Source organism: Sporosarcina sp. FSL K6-3457 (assembly GCF_038007285.1).
Classification (GTDB): Bacteria; Bacillota; Bacilli; order Bacillales_A; family Planococcaceae; genus Sporosarcina.
In genome coordinates this window covers 3,644,551-3,661,055 of the sequence record NZ_JBBOWX010000001.1, presented here as the reverse complement: position 1 = coordinate 3,661,055, position 16,505 = coordinate 3,644,551, and the positions used below count along the sequence as shown (strand labels likewise).

At 40.2% G+C, this 16,505-nt stretch carries 7 protein-coding genes; 4 read left to right on the top strand and 3 right to left on the bottom strand.

All coding sequences use genetic code 11. The features are described 5' to 3' along the window. Positions 1 to 55: 55 nt before the first annotated feature. Positions 56 to 1,735, bottom strand: a complete 1,680-nt coding sequence (locus tag N1I80_RS17780) for an Ig-like domain-containing protein (RefSeq protein ID WP_340739172.1) — start codon at positions 1,733 to 1,735, stop codon at positions 56 to 58. Positions 1,736 to 2,023: 288 nt separating this feature from the next. Between N1I80_RS17780 and N1I80_RS17775 the strand changes: the two genes are divergently transcribed. From N1I80_RS17775 to N1I80_RS17760, 4 genes are all read left to right on the top strand, one after another. Further along, positions 2,024 to 3,964 (top strand): hypothetical protein, encoded by a 1,941-nt coding sequence (locus N1I80_RS17775; protein ID WP_340739171.1) that lies wholly within the window; start codon positions 2,024 to 2,026, stop codon positions 3,962 to 3,964. A gap of 21 nt (positions 3,965 to 3,985) precedes the next feature. Continuing rightward, entirely contained in the window at positions 3,986 to 6,403 is a 2,418-nt protein-coding gene (locus N1I80_RS17770) for an RCC1 domain-containing protein (RefSeq protein WP_340739170.1), read from the top strand. A gap of 100 nt (positions 6,404 to 6,503) precedes the next feature. Next, on the top strand, positions 6,504 to 10,895 hold the full coding sequence (locus N1I80_RS17765; RefSeq protein ID WP_340739169.1) for a pre-peptidase C-terminal domain-containing protein: 4,392 nt from the start codon (positions 6,504 to 6,506) through the stop codon (positions 10,893 to 10,895). 160 nt (positions 10,896 to 11,055) lie between these two features. Next, positions 11,056 to 11,808: a Fic family protein gene (locus N1I80_RS17760; RefSeq protein ID WP_340739168.1), complete on the top strand. Its 753-nt coding sequence runs from the start codon at positions 11,056 to 11,058 to the stop codon at positions 11,806 to 11,808. Between the two features lie 78 nt (positions 11,809 to 11,886). Here N1I80_RS17760 and N1I80_RS17755 read toward each other — a convergent pair whose 3' ends face one another. Together N1I80_RS17755 and N1I80_RS17750 are read right to left on the bottom strand one after the other, a co-directional pair. Further along, positions 11,887 to 15,762 carry a DUF5011 domain-containing protein gene (locus tag N1I80_RS17755; protein WP_340739167.1) on the bottom strand — a complete coding sequence of 1,292 codons (3,876 nt, stop codon included), beginning with the start codon at positions 15,760 to 15,762 and terminating at the stop codon, positions 11,887 to 11,889. Between the two features lie 18 nt (positions 15,763 to 15,780). Then, on the bottom strand, positions 15,781 to 16,392 hold the full coding sequence (locus N1I80_RS17750; protein ID WP_340739166.1) for an Ig-like domain-containing protein: 612 nt from the start codon (positions 16,390 to 16,392) through the stop codon (positions 15,781 to 15,783). Positions 16,393 to 16,505: the final 113 nt, after the last annotated feature.

The window sequence follows — 16,505 nt, the reverse complement described above, 5'->3', positions numbered from 1 at the left end:
TATGACATAAAAATTCACCCAGTGTCCGATGGGACCCTGGGCGGATGTTGCGCTGTTATTTAACGATTGGAATATGTTCAACATAATCGCCATGAACGAATAGCTCATCGTAGTCAGCTGAATCTGAGATGATTTTTAACCATGGTGATGATTCGACCGGTTTGACAATCATAACCGGAATGCCGGTCTTGGTGTACCTGAAAATACGTTCAAAGTCTGTATCAGGGCCACTTCTGACATTTAACGCTTCTGTTGTCAGACCGATAGTATGTGAATTAGTCAAATCTTTTCCGCCCATCGTTTTATCTATACGATACATATGACCGGCGGCTTTCGCTCCCCAATACGGGTCGGAGGCATATTTGACGTTAAAGCCAACTACCTTATTGCCCAGAATGGCACCATAGCCATAGGCGCTATTGGGTGGGATATAGTTTTTATTGAAAAAGGAGGTGACAAGCTCTAGGATATTGTCCTCGATAGTTTCAAAATATTCGGGGACAGGCCTGTCATCATATACTTTCAAACCAAAGAGATTATTGAATTGCTGTGCTCGCTCGCTTAGACCGTATGTGCTTTCGTGCTGCGCCAAAGCAAGAATGAGCAAGGCATTAATTTGTTGTTCTTCCTCAACTTCTTTCAAAAATGCCCCGAGACCAATGAGTTTACTTTTTTCAGCTGCGTTGTGATAAGTCGGATCATTGGGGTAATCGACTTCAAGACTCTGTAGCATCGTCAGAATATAAGCATCGATATCCTCAGCTGTATACTGTGTCTTACTTCGTGCGGATAGAAATTGAAAGTACTGATAGCCAGTCCCAACTTGTGCTCCGTTACGATCAAGGAAATGGCTTCCATTCCAACTGTAGTAGCGCTCACCATCATTCAGAAACGCTGGAGCTTTTCCAGCCTGATAGGATGAGAAAGTACGAGTCTTATTTGAGTAGATAGAATGGGTAAGGACACCATTTCGAGTAGAATAATAAGATCGGTTATCCTTGACAGTAGCCCAAGGCAGCAAGTTGCTATTCTCATGTTTGATGAAACCCGGATTGCCTGCAACTTTAATTTTTACATAGTTCTCCGTCGACTCTACATATTCTAATTCGGTATCATTGATAACATAAGTTTCTTCTTTTTTGAAGTTTTGATCCGCATAAATGATTGTCAAAACACTTTCGGTAGTCGGCTTTGTCACAACGATTCCGCTGTCCATTTTGATGATGGTATCCCCATACAAAATAACTTGTCCGGCCGTTAACGATACAAGCGCCTCATTATATGTATCGAATGATTGACGAACGGTTGTCGTGCCATCTGGGTGTAGCGTCGCTGTATCATATGTTGGGTCCGCTTCCACGATGGTGAATTTTTTACGAACGCTTTCTTTGAGTGGGGTGCCATCCATATTCGTTACATCTGTCGTGATGTGAAGGAAATAGGTTGTTGAGTGATTATAGCCCTCGATTGGGGGGGAAACAATCACTTTATCACTATCTGGCAAGAGTTTAGTTGTCACTTTATTCCCCATCTCATCAACTACAAATACTGAATTAGTATTGACACTTGTAGGAGCCACAGGTTTATTGAATGTAATGGTCCAGGTTTTATCTGTCGGTTGATCAACAGATGCATTCCAACCTAATTCCGCATTCACTGTCAAAGGAAGGATTGCGAATACGAATGTGCTGATTAGTAAGAGAGTGAAGAATCTCTTATGGAGCAGTAGTAACAAATAGACGACCTCCTAAAGGGTGTGATTCTATTATCATAACATTCTAGAAGGAGAGTTGAAGTTTTATGGGGAACTCTTAAAAAATCACTACTTTATTCACCCACACCAAAAGACAAATTATGAAGTATTTCCTTAACATCCCTACTAATTTGCCGATAAACTATACAGAGGAGAATCGAATTCTCTAGGTAAATTGAAGCGACATACATAGCCTAACAAGGGAGGCATGGAGTTACATAGTTTGACAGGGAATTTACAACACTATGGTTACAATTGGAGGGACTACATTTGAAACGATTTACAACGATCTGGCGTATGCAGTTTGTTATGCTGCTGGCAATCGCTACGATTGTCTCGTTCAGCTTCACTGTAAACGCGGCGGAGCGACCACCTTATGAATATACGTTTGAAAAAGATGCAGGGGTACAATTTAATGGTATTGATGGTGCCAAAAGAATTAAAATGACATTTTACGATAAAAACCTATCCATCTCAGACATCATGATGGGGCAAAATGTCTATGTCCTTCGCGGTACGGAGAAGGTCAATATTATTCACCCAATCACTGTTGACGGCAATACGGTCATGATATCATTTAAAAATTTAGAGTATCTTGACTATGCATCGGGTGCGCTAGACTACGAGCTAGTGATTGAAAAGGATGCCAAGCTACATTTTGATCAGTTAACTGATTATCGGCTACCATTTAAACTATACGAGGTTTTACCAGGCTTTGAATCTGTATTTATAAAATCAGCACCGGAAACGATTAATATGAACATTTTGAAAAATAATGCCTATAGAGATATCGCCGTCCATGTCCCGAAAATATATTTAACAGGGATTGAAACGATTCATCGTTATAAAGGCGTGGCAGACCCAAGTTTGGAAAGTCATTCCATGACCAATATGGATGTTAAAGCAGATCTGGAGGCAACGCGACTAACTGTTTCTGTCAATGACGAGGAGCAGTATGCCCGTGATTTAGAATATCGATCATCTGTAAAAGGATTTACGCTCGGGCAAGCAGGTTTGGATGCACTAGTTTGTGAAGGACAAGCTGTTTGCACAGGAACTGCGGAGGATTTTCATCTGACGGCTTTCAACCATGCTGGAAAAGTGTTGGCCAATCGGAATTTCAAAGTTCGTGTGACGAACCGAACGAGCGGGTTTACGGTCAATGACTATATTGCAAAGCCTGACAAAATTTTTGGTCAACAAACAACGGTTTATGAGTTAATGCAAGATCCGAAATTATTACAAACGATTGCGAGCCACATTCCAGTTACGGAACTGGATACACTAGGGATTATTTATTCACTAGGCAGTAAAACTGAAGTGGGGAATCATGAGCAGCTATTAATGGCGCTTGAGAATCCTACTATTAAAACAATTACACTAACAGACTCCATTATGGGGGATGTGACGATTAATCATAGTGTGACGATTGATGGTGCTGGCAATGGGATTTTGGGCAATGTCACGCTTCAAGGTTCTAATATTACGGCGCGTTTGAAGGATACGACGGTTAGTGGAAACTTATCTATTGACGTTGGAGCTGGTGGTTTTGCTATTTTAGAAGGAACACATGTGGATGGTCTTACAACTGCTACAAGTGGCTCACTTCATTTATTTGATTTTACTTCTTCAAATGGTATTGATCTACAAAATACAAGCGATATGCGCGTAGTTAGCGTCAACTCCATGCCGAATTTAACATTGCATAGCAATAATGAAGTAACGCTAATCGGAACTTACGGTGTGGTAATTGTCGAAAATACGGATGCCAAGCTGACAATTAAGAATAATACAGAAATTGAAAAGCTAGTCGTTTGGGATCCTAACAAATTGATAGTAACGAAACCAAGAGACAAAGCGATTCCACCGAAAGAAGGAACAGGTGTTATTGAAGTGATTGACACGGACCCGGTTGAGGGAGAAGGTGGCCAAACAGTAAGCGAATGGTATTACCCTGAATTGCTCTCACAATCAATTGAAGCATGGGAAGGTACAGGTGTTAGGCTGACACTCGATCAGTCTCCATCAGAGGTAAGTTGGTCAGTAGTTAATCCGAATGTCTTTGGTGGATACTCACAAGTATTCTTCCAAGATGGCTTATTATTCATTGCCGATGTCTTTGCTGAACAAACAAAAGAGGTTGTTTTGCAGGGCATGCACGGTGGACAGATGTATAGAGTCACAATTTTAGTAGAAATCGATTCACAATAATAGGATAGGGGTGTGACAGTATTGTTCACTCGAGTAAAAAGTATAGTACTTGCACTAGTTTTACTGATTCCACTGATCATACCATTTGGGCAAACGGCTCAGGCATATGGGGTTGCGAATCATGAAAATGTAATAGATATTGGAAAAAATCATTTTGTTGTCTTAAAAAACGACGGTAGTGTCTGGAGCTGGGGCGATCATGAGTATGGACAACTAGGCGTTCGACTAAGTTCTTTAGAGTCCGATAAACCAAGTGCTATCCGAAAACAAGACGGCAATCGGTTAGCTAATATTAAATCCATTGCTGCCGGTGGTGACCATACAGTAGCACTTGATAAGAATAACGAAGTTTGGACATGGGGACGTAACTCAGATGGGCAACTTGGCTATACCACGCCATTTATTGGGACAACCGATCAAATGACGTATAACGCCGAACCGACAAAAGTAATGAAAAATACAGTAGAAGCATTAAAAGCTATCGCCATCTCGGCAGGGGAAGTTCATACGTTAGCCGTCGATGAAAGTGGCCAAGTATGGGCGTGGGGCTCAGGAAAGTTCGGCCAAATTGGTAAAGAGGGAAGAGCGATTACACCAGAATTGGTGCCAGGTTTATCTAATATTGTTGCAGTCGCGGCAGGTGCACACCACTCACTAGCATTGTCGAGAGATGGAAAAGTTTTTGCGTGGGGGCGGAATACGAACGGACAATTAGGTATTGGACAATCAGGACATATCAACCCAATGCCAAAGCAAATTGAACGTTTAACAGGCATTATGGAAATTGCGGCAGGGGATAATCACACGATTGCCTTAGCACAAAATCGTACAACGATTTGGGCATGGGGATCCAATTTCTACGGTCAGCTTGGTGATGGTGGAAGAGAAGAGCGACTTCACCCTGTCACAGTGGAAGGCATTCAAGGCGTCAAAATGATTGCAGCGGGGAATGACCATACGATTGCTGTTAAAGATGATGGTAGCGTTTGGACCTGGGGTCGCAATACATCAGGAACAAAAGAAGCACGTACAACCCCGATCCAGATTAAAGGTGTCAATAATGCTTTCGCAATTGGAGGCGGTGGCGCTAATATTAATAGTTACACATTAGCTATTCATCACGATGGGACGGTCTGGAAATGGGACCAGGAATCTTATGATTCGACATCAAAATTACCGATTTTCAAACCAGTATCAGGCATTGACGAAGTGATGAAGAAAATAGACTATCCTTTCGTACAAGGAGGACAAGTGCTATTTAAATATATTGGCACTAGCGATATTGTAGACGTTCAAGTGTCAGGTAGCTTCAATGAATGGGATGATATTCCACTTGTGCGAAGTGGTAACGAATGGACACTGCAAGATAATTTGCCGCCTGGAAAGTACGAATATGGATTTAGAGTGAACGGGAAATGGATGTCAGATCCACTGAATATTGACCGAGGTAACAGTTCAGCTGGAGAGCCAATAAGTTATTTGACAGTCGATCAATATGCTACAGAAGGTCCAATTATTGATGATAAGGAAGTAACATTTACGTACAGTAGCCATGACTATAACGGTTTGTTGGAATTTGATGCGGAGACAAGTTATGTTGCGGTTAAAGGGGAATTTAGTGATTGGGTAGAAATACCAATGAAGAGGAAGTCAAATAATACGTGGGTAGTTACAAGGACACTACCACCTGGTGATTATTATTATGATTTTGTAGTACGTGATAGTGAAACGGGAGCAGTTGCGAAGGAACGATTGGATCCATTGAATCCCAATGTCGTGGAACTTCCAATATCCCGTGAGAAGCGAAATGTATTCACTGTTTCTGAGCAAATTTTAACAAAGGTACCTGTAGAAAATGTTGAAATAGACAGAGGCTCTACAATGAATATGGTTGTAGGTGAACAAACAATGTTGCGGGCTCTTATTAGCCCTTCTAATGCGACAGACAAAACGGTGAGCTGGCGCTCTAGTGACTCATCTGTCGTTAGTGTCGAAGAAGGAATTCTAACAGCACACTCACAAGGACTTGCGGTTATATCTGTTACCTCTGTTTATGATGGTAGCAAAAGCGATATGATTACAGTGTTCGTAGAGCAACAAGACGGGGCGATTGGGTTCCCGAGACCAGGTTATGAAACATTTGATGCAAAAACAAATGTCGAGCCGAATAAGGTTTGGTATATTCGGTTCAATGAAGAATTAGATATCAACTCCGTGAATAGAAATAACGTCTATATTGAAAACGAAGTAGGCGAAAGAGTTTCAGTTGGACATGAAATAAGTGATGATGCAAAAACACTAGAAATTCGCTTACAAGGTGACGGTGCTTACACATTAGGTGCAACCTATTATCTATTCATCGAAAACACAGTGAAAACAAAATATAGTCAAAAGAATTTGAAGAAAAAGTACCAGATGCAGTTTCAAATTCGACTATAGTAACAAGTTAAGTCCTCGACGGATCGAAAACCTATATTAAAACTGCCGTGTGTACGTTTTAATGTAGGTTTTTTTACTATCATACATAGGAGATGAGACAGTGAGACAGTTATTTTCAATATTGTTGTCGCTTTTGTTGGTTATTACACTATTGCCACCATTACAAGCAGCAGCTAATGAAGAAGTGCCATTTGATGACTACGGCGTTCGCAGTCACAATAGCGAGGCTTATGTCCAATTATTTGCTGACGAAGAGTGGGAGACATTTCCTGAAAAGACTGATGTACCACTAACGAAGGAGTGGTCTATCAATTTTTCTGACATCGCAACGCCTAGGAAAATCGAAGCAATTACTATCGAGCACAATAATAAGCTTATTCCAGTTCGACCACCAAGCTATAACAATAGTGAAATCGTCAAAGTGAAGTCTGTACAACGATTATTAGGTGGGCAAAATTACACGTTGAAAATTTTATTGAAGAACGGTAAAAAATACAAAATGGAGTTTACAACGACAAAAGAAGGCGCAGATATTGAGTCGAACAATACATATCAACAAGCGTCTGACATCTATGTAGACGAAACGATTCAAGGAACTGTAGCAGGAACAGATACGACTGATTTTTATAAAATTAGACTTCCACAAAACGGACAACTAGACATCAACTTGAAGCGGTTAGACACAAACACATTATCGCTTTATCTACACGATGAAAATGGTAGCGACGGTGATTTGTTAGCTTATAAGGAAAATCAAACGTCAATTACATTAACGAGAGAATTAAAAGCGGGCACTTATTATATTCAAGTGAATGGGACTGGCCGATACGAACTGGCAACGAGCTTTACTCCGAAAGTAGTAGACCCAGCAAAAGCATTGCAAGAAGCACAAAAAGCGGTAGATGCTCTTCCAGCACCGGTTGATGTAATGGATAAGCATGCTGAAGCTATTAAACAAGCCACAACGTTAATTGCTACAGCTAAATCAGTAGGCGCAGATCCACTTGCAATCGAAAAACTAGAAAAAACGATTGCTAAATTACAAGATATTGTCCAACCATTAGAAATGACAATTAGCGTGTTGAACGCGACAACATTTGAAGTACGTTTTAATCGGGCGGTAGATGCGAGTGTTGCGTTGTTTGATGTGAATAACGGAGCTACTGTGAAGGCTGTTATGTTTAATGCTAACAAGACAGTTGCTAAGGTTGAAATGACCGGGAAGTTAAATAATGGAACGACAGATAAGGAGTACACATTGACCGCTAATGGTGTAGCAAGTAAGCCGTTGCCAACCACACCGCCAACAGTCACGGTCAAACCTGAAACACTTGCCTCTATTGAAATTCTGGGTAACTACGCAAATCGTATTTCTGCGAATAAAGCAACAATCGATTATATAGTTAAGAATCAATATGGGGAAGACATTACGGACACTACTATAGAACGACCAGAAGCTACAGCAACTACGACAGTTAAAGATGCTACTGTGGAAGTAGATGAGGTAGCCAAGGGAAAGGTTACAATTACTACTACCAATACTAAAGAAGGCGATTCAGTCACCTTAACGCTGACATATGGCAAGCTACCACCAGTCACAAAAACAGTAACACTCTCAACAAAAGCAGCTGTAGAAGGTATTAAGATTTTAGGCGTTTATAATAAAGCGACAGATAAATTTGATGATGGTTCATTAAAAGAAACAACTATCTTGGAGGGATTGAATGCCGAAGAGTTCTATCTAATGATAGAAGCAACAGATCAATATGATGAACCTATCCTAGACTTGAGCATTTTGACGACACCTAGTGTCTTGCGTTTAGTCCAAACAGACCCGACCGTTGTGAAGTTTGCAGCAACAACTGAACTCAAAGAGGTTGAAGTCGCAACAGGCGGATTTGCAGGAAAAAGAATAGGATTACCGTTAACTGGTACACCTAAACTAGGTAACACCGAAGTGACGTTGACTACTGCCAATGGTGAAAAAGCATCTCATATAGTAGTTGTAGCCGAAAGTACGCGGACGGATGAGATTGAGTTAATCGTTCCAGTGCCATTTACAGAAGGTAAAGACCAGTTTATTGAAATTGTTGCAAAGGATAAAGAGAAAAAGCTAATTCCAGACTTGGACATTCTTACAAGTCCAGTAAGTGGTATTTCATGGATCATTGACCCGCAAATTCAGCCAGAAATTAAATTAGATCCTAGTAATAATAACAAGCCAAGTCTATTTTTTAAGGCAACTGACATTAAAGCAGGTACGTTGAAAATAACTGGCCAATCCTCCACGATGAAAATCGTGACAAAAACGATTACGGTACAGGAGAAAATCGCACCACGCACGTGGGAAGAAAAGTCACCAAGCTTAATCAGCAAAACGATTGATATTAAACAAGTAAATAGTGCACAAACGATTGACGAAGCTAAGGTTACTATTAAAGACCAATATGGTAACGTTATGAGCTCACTGCCGAATGATTACCGTTTAGTTGTTGCAAAATCGAATCCAGCATCTAAAGTTTTAGAAGTTGTAGACAATATAATTACTCCAAAAGCACTTGGAACTGAGGAAGTAACAATTGCGATTTACAATGGTAATATAATGGTGGCAGGTAGTGACCAAAAAATTACGCTTACAGTGACGGATGGAACAGACTACATGGCTTATAAAATAGAACCAATCGAAATATTATATGATGCCTTGTATGGGGGGAAAACAGTACAACCTATAGGTATATATGATAGAGAAGTTATCGTTTTAGGTATTTTAGAAAATCGTGAAGAACCATTGAAATATGCTGTTGATGAAGAGAGCACAGAGTATACATTTGAATTATCAACGAGTCTAAAGGACAAAATTGAAATTACAACCGATGGAAAAATAAGAGTTAAAGAAAAGTTTTATTATGGAAACAAAACAGAAGTAGCAGACAAAATAAAAATAAAAATTAAATCATCTGGCGAAGTAATCGAACAAGATATTAAAATATCAAATGTTCCACCAAGAGTCGAGAAGATTAAAGTATCAAAAACATCATTGTCATTTGAACCTGACAAAAACAGTAACCCTTTATTTGGTTTCACGCAATTAGTTGATGTTACAAATGGCGTAGAAATAGTAGCGACTGATCAGTATGGGGTGGAAAGTAAAAAACTATCTAACCATCAATTTGAATTTCCAGACACCACAACAATTGCCGGTAAATTACAGTTCGGTTCGAATGACGATGGCGTGATTATTAAAAATAACAATTCAAAAGACGCACAAGTGACAGACTTACCATCAGGTGCTTCATTCAATGCTGTAGTGGTGTCCGATGTTGTGTCATCGCCTTCAATAAAAGTGACAATTCAAGGGGATGGATATACACCTGAAGCGGATACTGCAAATGCTGAGCTTGAGACTCAAATAGGCAAAATTACTTCTGGAACTATAGACAAACTAACAAATGGAGAAAATGTGTTAACGCAAGCTCGAGCACTTGTTGATGAAGGTTTTGTAGTAACAATAAAATCATCAAGTCAGCCAACTATTATTAACTTGGATGGAAAAGTAGTACAACCAAAAGAGCAGAGTACAGTGAATGTTACTTTTACAGTGACTAAAGGTATATACAAAAAGGATATTAGTCGTGCATTTACTATTGAACAAGCACCGATTATTGTTAAACAGGATTTAATAAGTAAAATTGCAGAGGCTACTGCTACTAGTGTTGATGTAGCTATTTCAACAGATGGTAAGAATATTGAACCTGATAAGAAATGGACAACACAGGCTGAGAAAACAGCATTAGATACAGCAATAACGGCGGCCCAAGCTGTGAATTCTAATACTAATGCATCACAGTCGGAGGTTGATGAGGCGGTTACAGCACTGAACACAGCGCTAAGCACATATAATACTGCTAAGAAAGATGGAAAAGGACCAACAGGACAAATAGGGACAGTTACAATCAAAACAGCTTATAAAAATGCAGTTGATGCCGTCCCAGCAGAGTTTGGATTCGTATTAAATGATTTAACCGGGTCCAATGTCATTATGATTGCTAATGTAAAGATTAGCAATTTGACAAAGGAAGCGGACATAGTTAAGGAGTTTAACTTACAATCTTTTGATTTTGTAGCAAGGGTAGATGGGAAAAGAATTATATTGACACAAGAAACGCCGAGTGCGGGTAACCCACCCGAAGTTAGCGTTGATGAAGTGGAAGTGACAGTTACTCCGGTGAAGGAGTATGTTGATTCTGAAGATGCAATACCAGCAGAATTCACATTTACAGTAATAACAGCTTTAGCGACAACAGATATACTTAAAATCGGAAGTGAAACATTTACGGGGATAAGTGATGAGACATCTATTGCTGATAAAATTACTAATGAATCATCTTTCTACGAGGCAGAGGTAGAATCGGGTAATAAAATTATATTGAAACAAAGAAATGCAAAGTCTGAAGGAGTTCCATCTATAATTGTTATAGGGGGAAATAACTAAGATTCATAAAACGGCGATTACCTTCATTAGTAGGGTAATCGCTTCTCTTTATTCATCTGGTTTCAGACGCTAGATGATTAGTATATTATGCAAACCACATATATTGTAAATAAAACCTATATTCCGTATCATAAAATTAATGAGGGAAGGGTGTGGAAGGATGTTTCAAGAAATAGATGCGCTAATCGCCAAGCTTAAAACGTTACGGCCGCTTTCTTCTGAAAGTGTTAAACGATTAGCAGAAGATTTTATGATAGATTTTGTCTATAATTCTAATGCGATTGAAGGAAATACATTAACGCTGGAAGAAACGGCACTTGTTTTGAAGGAAGGAATTACGATTGATAAGAAGCCGCTTAGTCACCATTTGGAGGCTGTGGGGCATAAAGAGGCATATTATTATATCGAGGAGATTGTGAAGGATGAGGAAGAGCTGACAGAGCAAATTATTAAAAATATTCATAGTCTTGTTCTAATGGGGGCATCGAGTGATAAGGGCAAATATCGGAGTGTACCTGTTAGAATTACGGGCTCTAATCATAAGCCGGCACAGCCTTTTGAAATACCACTTCAGATGGAACAGCTTATGGCAGAATACGATACAGATATGAGGGATATGCACGTTGTTGAACGGATTGCTATATTTCATCTGAAATTCGAAAGTATTCATCCATTTATTGATGGAAATGGTCGAATAGGTAGGCTGTTGATGAATTTGGATTTACTATCATCAGGTTATCCACCCATTAATATGAAGTTTCAGGATACGCGGAGATATTACGATAGCTTCAAACACTATCATGAAAATGAAAAAGACCCTTCTATGCTAATTGAGCTTGTACAAGAGTATGTCCTAGAAGAACTAACACATTATATTGCAGTGTTGGAAACTGCGCAACAATTGGAGGAATAAGTAGGTTTTTTATCATATTTTCTTCACAATTATAAAAAAAGCGATTGGTCCCATTAATTACGGGCCAATCGCTTTTACTCATTGTGCAATAAACGTCTGCGTCAATGGTTGTTTCAAAAACTCATTGTTTTTTGTGTTGCCTTTAAACTGACGCTCGATATGAAGTGTGTATTGTTTGCCGCGCGTATAAGCTTTCGTTGGAATAACGGAAATAGATTTGCCGTCTTTGCTTAATTCTAAACGCGTGTCTACTTTCTCATTCGTCACATCATCCGTGACATAAATCATGTCGCTGTATAACGCTTTACGATCTACTCTTGCATTGAACTTAATTGTGAAAATATGGCTCGTTGGACGATTTACAGTGGCTCTCCAATTGGTTGATGTGATTGCTTCTACATGATTGAGTGGACTAATGACTCGGTCCTTCATAACAAACGCGTAGAGTTCACCAGCAGGTACAGAAATCTGTTGACCTGGTGTATAAAGCGTCCAATCGGATAAGTTTGCTAGTGTGCTGTCTAACGCATAGTTGTTTAATGAAGCCTTCCGTGCACTACGATCAAATGCGATATGGCTACTATTTGTCGTATAGTAAATTTGTGCACCAACGGCAGCAGTAGACAAGCGATATGTTGTTTGGCCGTTTGTTGTGCTTGGTTGAATACTTGGTTTTGCAAGGTCATCGATTAGCGCATAAGTGCCTGATTCAGTTGCTAGACCAACAATGTTACTGCCTTGCATTTCGCTTGGTTGAATGATGGCATATAACTGATTGTTTGCACGAACTAATCGTGCGAACTTTTTGCCATCTGGATTAGCAATTTCAATTTCAATCGGCTGCATGAAAGGTTGTGTCGAATTCCCCCAGCGGATGTCCATGGATTGTTTAATATTTTTACTCCAAGCTGGATCTGTCGAGTTGGTTACTAAAGCTTGTGTTTGAACTGTCAATGATGGTGAAGTGGTCTCAATCACATTGGCAGCAGGCACATGAATTGCTCGGTCTTGGCCAACAAAACTAATGCCTTTTTTCTTGCCTTCTAATACTTCATTTGGCAATAAAGTATGTGTAGAGCCGGCTAGAGAGAACGATACCGCTTTACGTACGGTCGTTGTCCATGCTTCTGTTTTAAAGCTTTCCTTTGTGACAGTAACGATATAGTCTTTTGGTTGTTTACCATCAGCTGGCGTAACTGTATACTTCACAGGACTTGAGAAGTTCTGTGGAGTGTTTCCGCTTATTTGTTCTACGTTGTTAACTTTTACACTGCCTGTCGCTTCAAACTTTGCTTTTAAGCTCGTGATAACAGTATCTTTAGGGACGACAACCTCAATCGTTCCTGCTTTATGGTCAATCACGCCTATCGCACGCTCAAGCGCAAATTCAAATGATGTAATGAGCGCAGCCTCATTTGCTGTTTCAAATAATGTCACATTGATAGGGTTGGAAGGTGCACTTTCAACACCGTTGACAGTCTGGGTAACGTAATAACCAAGACCAGCAGGAATTTCTGTGAATAAGACTGTGCCGTCATTTGACGGAGGAATCGATTCGATTAACTGTTCATATGTGTTATAGAGATTAACCGTCGTAACAGCTTTTACATGGAGGAAAACATCGTCAACTGCAATCGTGCTTTTACCTGCTTCAGCAGTTAGTTTTCCTACTTTTGGTGGTGCAACTGTAATGGTTCGTTGTTTGTCATCAGCCTTTGCGCCACGTTTTGTTGTAACGCTGTACGTAATCGTATAGATACCAGGTACTTCAATATCTATTGGATTATCACAAGCTGGGTTCGTTAAAATGTTTTCATTACAAAGAATGGTTGTACCGAATGTTACTTTCTTTTTAATGTTTTGGGTTAATTCTGCATGATCATCTAAATAGTCTTCTGCAGTAGCACCAGGATCTAAAAATGCACCGATGTTATTTGTTCCATCGTATGTGTACTGATTTTTTGTTTTGTCCCAAGTGAAAAATAAGTTTTCTGGACCTTCAATTGTAATATATGGACGATTCGTATCGCGGATATCAACGATATTCGAACGCATACTTTCCAATATTTCACCACCACTAATCGAAAATTCTTGCACGACATAGTAACTGCCTGGTGGGATTTTTGCATTAGGATTGATGACGGTACCGTCTGCTCTCGTTGGTGATTTAAAGACATATGTTGTGACACCTGCTGGTAATGGTAGAGAAACTGCAATAGGTGTTGTGCTGTCTGATGTGCTGTATAGTTTTAATACAGTACCTGGAAACGCATTACTCACGCCAACTTCACCGAGGTCAGCATTACTACCGATTGCAATGACAGCATGTGGCTTTACGTAGACTGTTCGAGTCACAGTATCTGCACGGTTACCCGCATTGTCAGTTACATTATATGTCACTGTATATTTTCCAGGGACACTCATGTTGACATTGCCACTATCAATAGCGATGTTGGAAGATAACTCCGCTGAATTATCAAGGTTATCTGTTGCTGTGGCACCGTACTCTGTGTAAGTATCGCCACGTACAAATTCTACTACACTACTATTGTGAAGCTGAATCGTTGGTTTTGTTGTATCTTTAATATCGATCCGCGGCGAAGGTTCACCTTCAATGCCATTGACGACTTGTGTTACATAGTATGTTGTGCCAACTGGAATATCTGTTATTTCAAAGACACCCATAGAACTGTCGTTGGCGCGTGTAATTGTTTTAATCGGTTTACCGCCTGGGTCTTGATACACTCTTAACGTTGCTTCACCCATAACGTTATTCACCCAAATATCTCCTGTTGCACGACCGGGTGGATTTTCTCCAGGAATAAATGTATTAACAACTTTATCAATTTCTAGTGTTGGAGGTGCAACAGTGACTGTTTTGGTAACGGTTGATTTATTGTTTGCCTCATCAGTAGCGGTATACGTGATTTTATAGACACCGGGTGTGTTGATTTTACGATCAGGGTCGATTTTAATCTCGATAGTTGGTGTACTAATATTGTCAGTTGTCGTGACATCACCTACGCTTACCGGGTATTCCCAGTTGCTATTATCTTTTGGCATGGAAACGCGGTCTTCTGAAGGACCGACGAGTTCAATTGTTGGTGCCATTTCATCAATAATTTTAACGTAGTTAGACTGAGGACTTTCCGCGCCATTTTCTTCTTGGACAACGTAGTATTCTCCAGCACTTAGTCCAGTAAATGTGTACGTATCTTCTGCTTCAACTGTTCGAATGACTGGTTCTGTCCCAGAAGCCACTTTGTAAAGAAATAGGCGATTACCTTTTTTGGTGTCGTCTACTCGAATGGCCCCACCGTTATTGTTTGCGCCAGCACCTGAAATGGTGACGGTTAAGCGAACACGTTCTGGTGCGATGTCAATCGAATTGGACTCGGAGCTTGACACACCGTTTATCGTTTGTACGACACGATAGTTTTTACCAGGCGGTACTTGTTCAGCCGCATATCCGACGTTGTAAAACCCGACACCGCTGTTATTGGCTGATGTTTCTCGTGGAAGAAAGCCGATTTTGTCATGGTGAATTGTTAGTTTTGCACCTGCTTTTGCACCTGACACGGTAATGACTCCACTTTGGTTTGGTTCTGCCAACAACACGGAGCTCGGCAGTACTTTTGCTTCGTTAGAAGGTGCTGAAATCTCACCTCCATATTCTTGGGTGACAGTATAAATACCAGGCTCTACATTATTGAATGTGTCGCTACCTGTTGCGGAGGAAATCGTATTAGATGTCCCACCTGATTGAGGTGTCAATCTTAGCGTGGCGCCTGGTGTAGCGTTGGATACAGTAATTGAACCTTTCCCGTCTAAACCGCTCGTTGCAGTGCTTCCCGTAATGGTTCCGGGGAACGATGCTGCAAATACAGGGGGAAGTGGGCCAATTGTTAAAAGAATGAGCATAAATGTCATAAGTAGCGATAATGTTTTCTTCATGTAAAAATTCCTCCTATATTACTTAACGTCATAGTACTGTGTTTCAAGTAACTGATTGTTTTCATCGTATGCACGGATGATAACTGTTTGACCAGCTGCAAGACCTCTTATACCACGCGAGAATTGGTTGTTTTGACGAAGAAGTGTCATTTCTTCTAAAAAACCTTCTAGTGAGACAGTCATGTGAGACACATCTGAACTTTTTCTTTGTACAACGACATTCGTCAGCCATGAAGTTGAGTCTGTTTCAATGGTGTCGATGTATGTACTTTGCAATGTGAATGATTTTGTCACATCCTCTTTTAATGGAGTTCCTTTTACAGATGTTAAGCCTTTTGGAATGACAAGTGTGTATTCGGTCCCAAATCGATAAGGTTTTGTCGGTTTCACTATAATTTTTGTGGAATCGTCCGATAATACACTAGAGACCTCGTGCTCCACTTTGTTAGCAGATTGTATATGAATCGAATTCAAGTCTGCTCGCTCATTTACATTCTCATTGAACGTAATCGTCCAACTTTTTTCTGAATCTGTAATGAGTTGGAAGTCAAACGTTACGGCACTTGCGGGATGAACCCCAAATAGGAAGAGGGTTGCAAGTAGCAGTAGCGACGTTACTTTTTTGAACATGTTACATAGCTCCTTCTTGTCAATGTAGTATCTGTCTAAGGTTGCCGAAAAAATGAGGGGGACCAAGGTGAAATTGAAGTTCCTATAATAGATATCGGAAAGGAAGAGGAAAA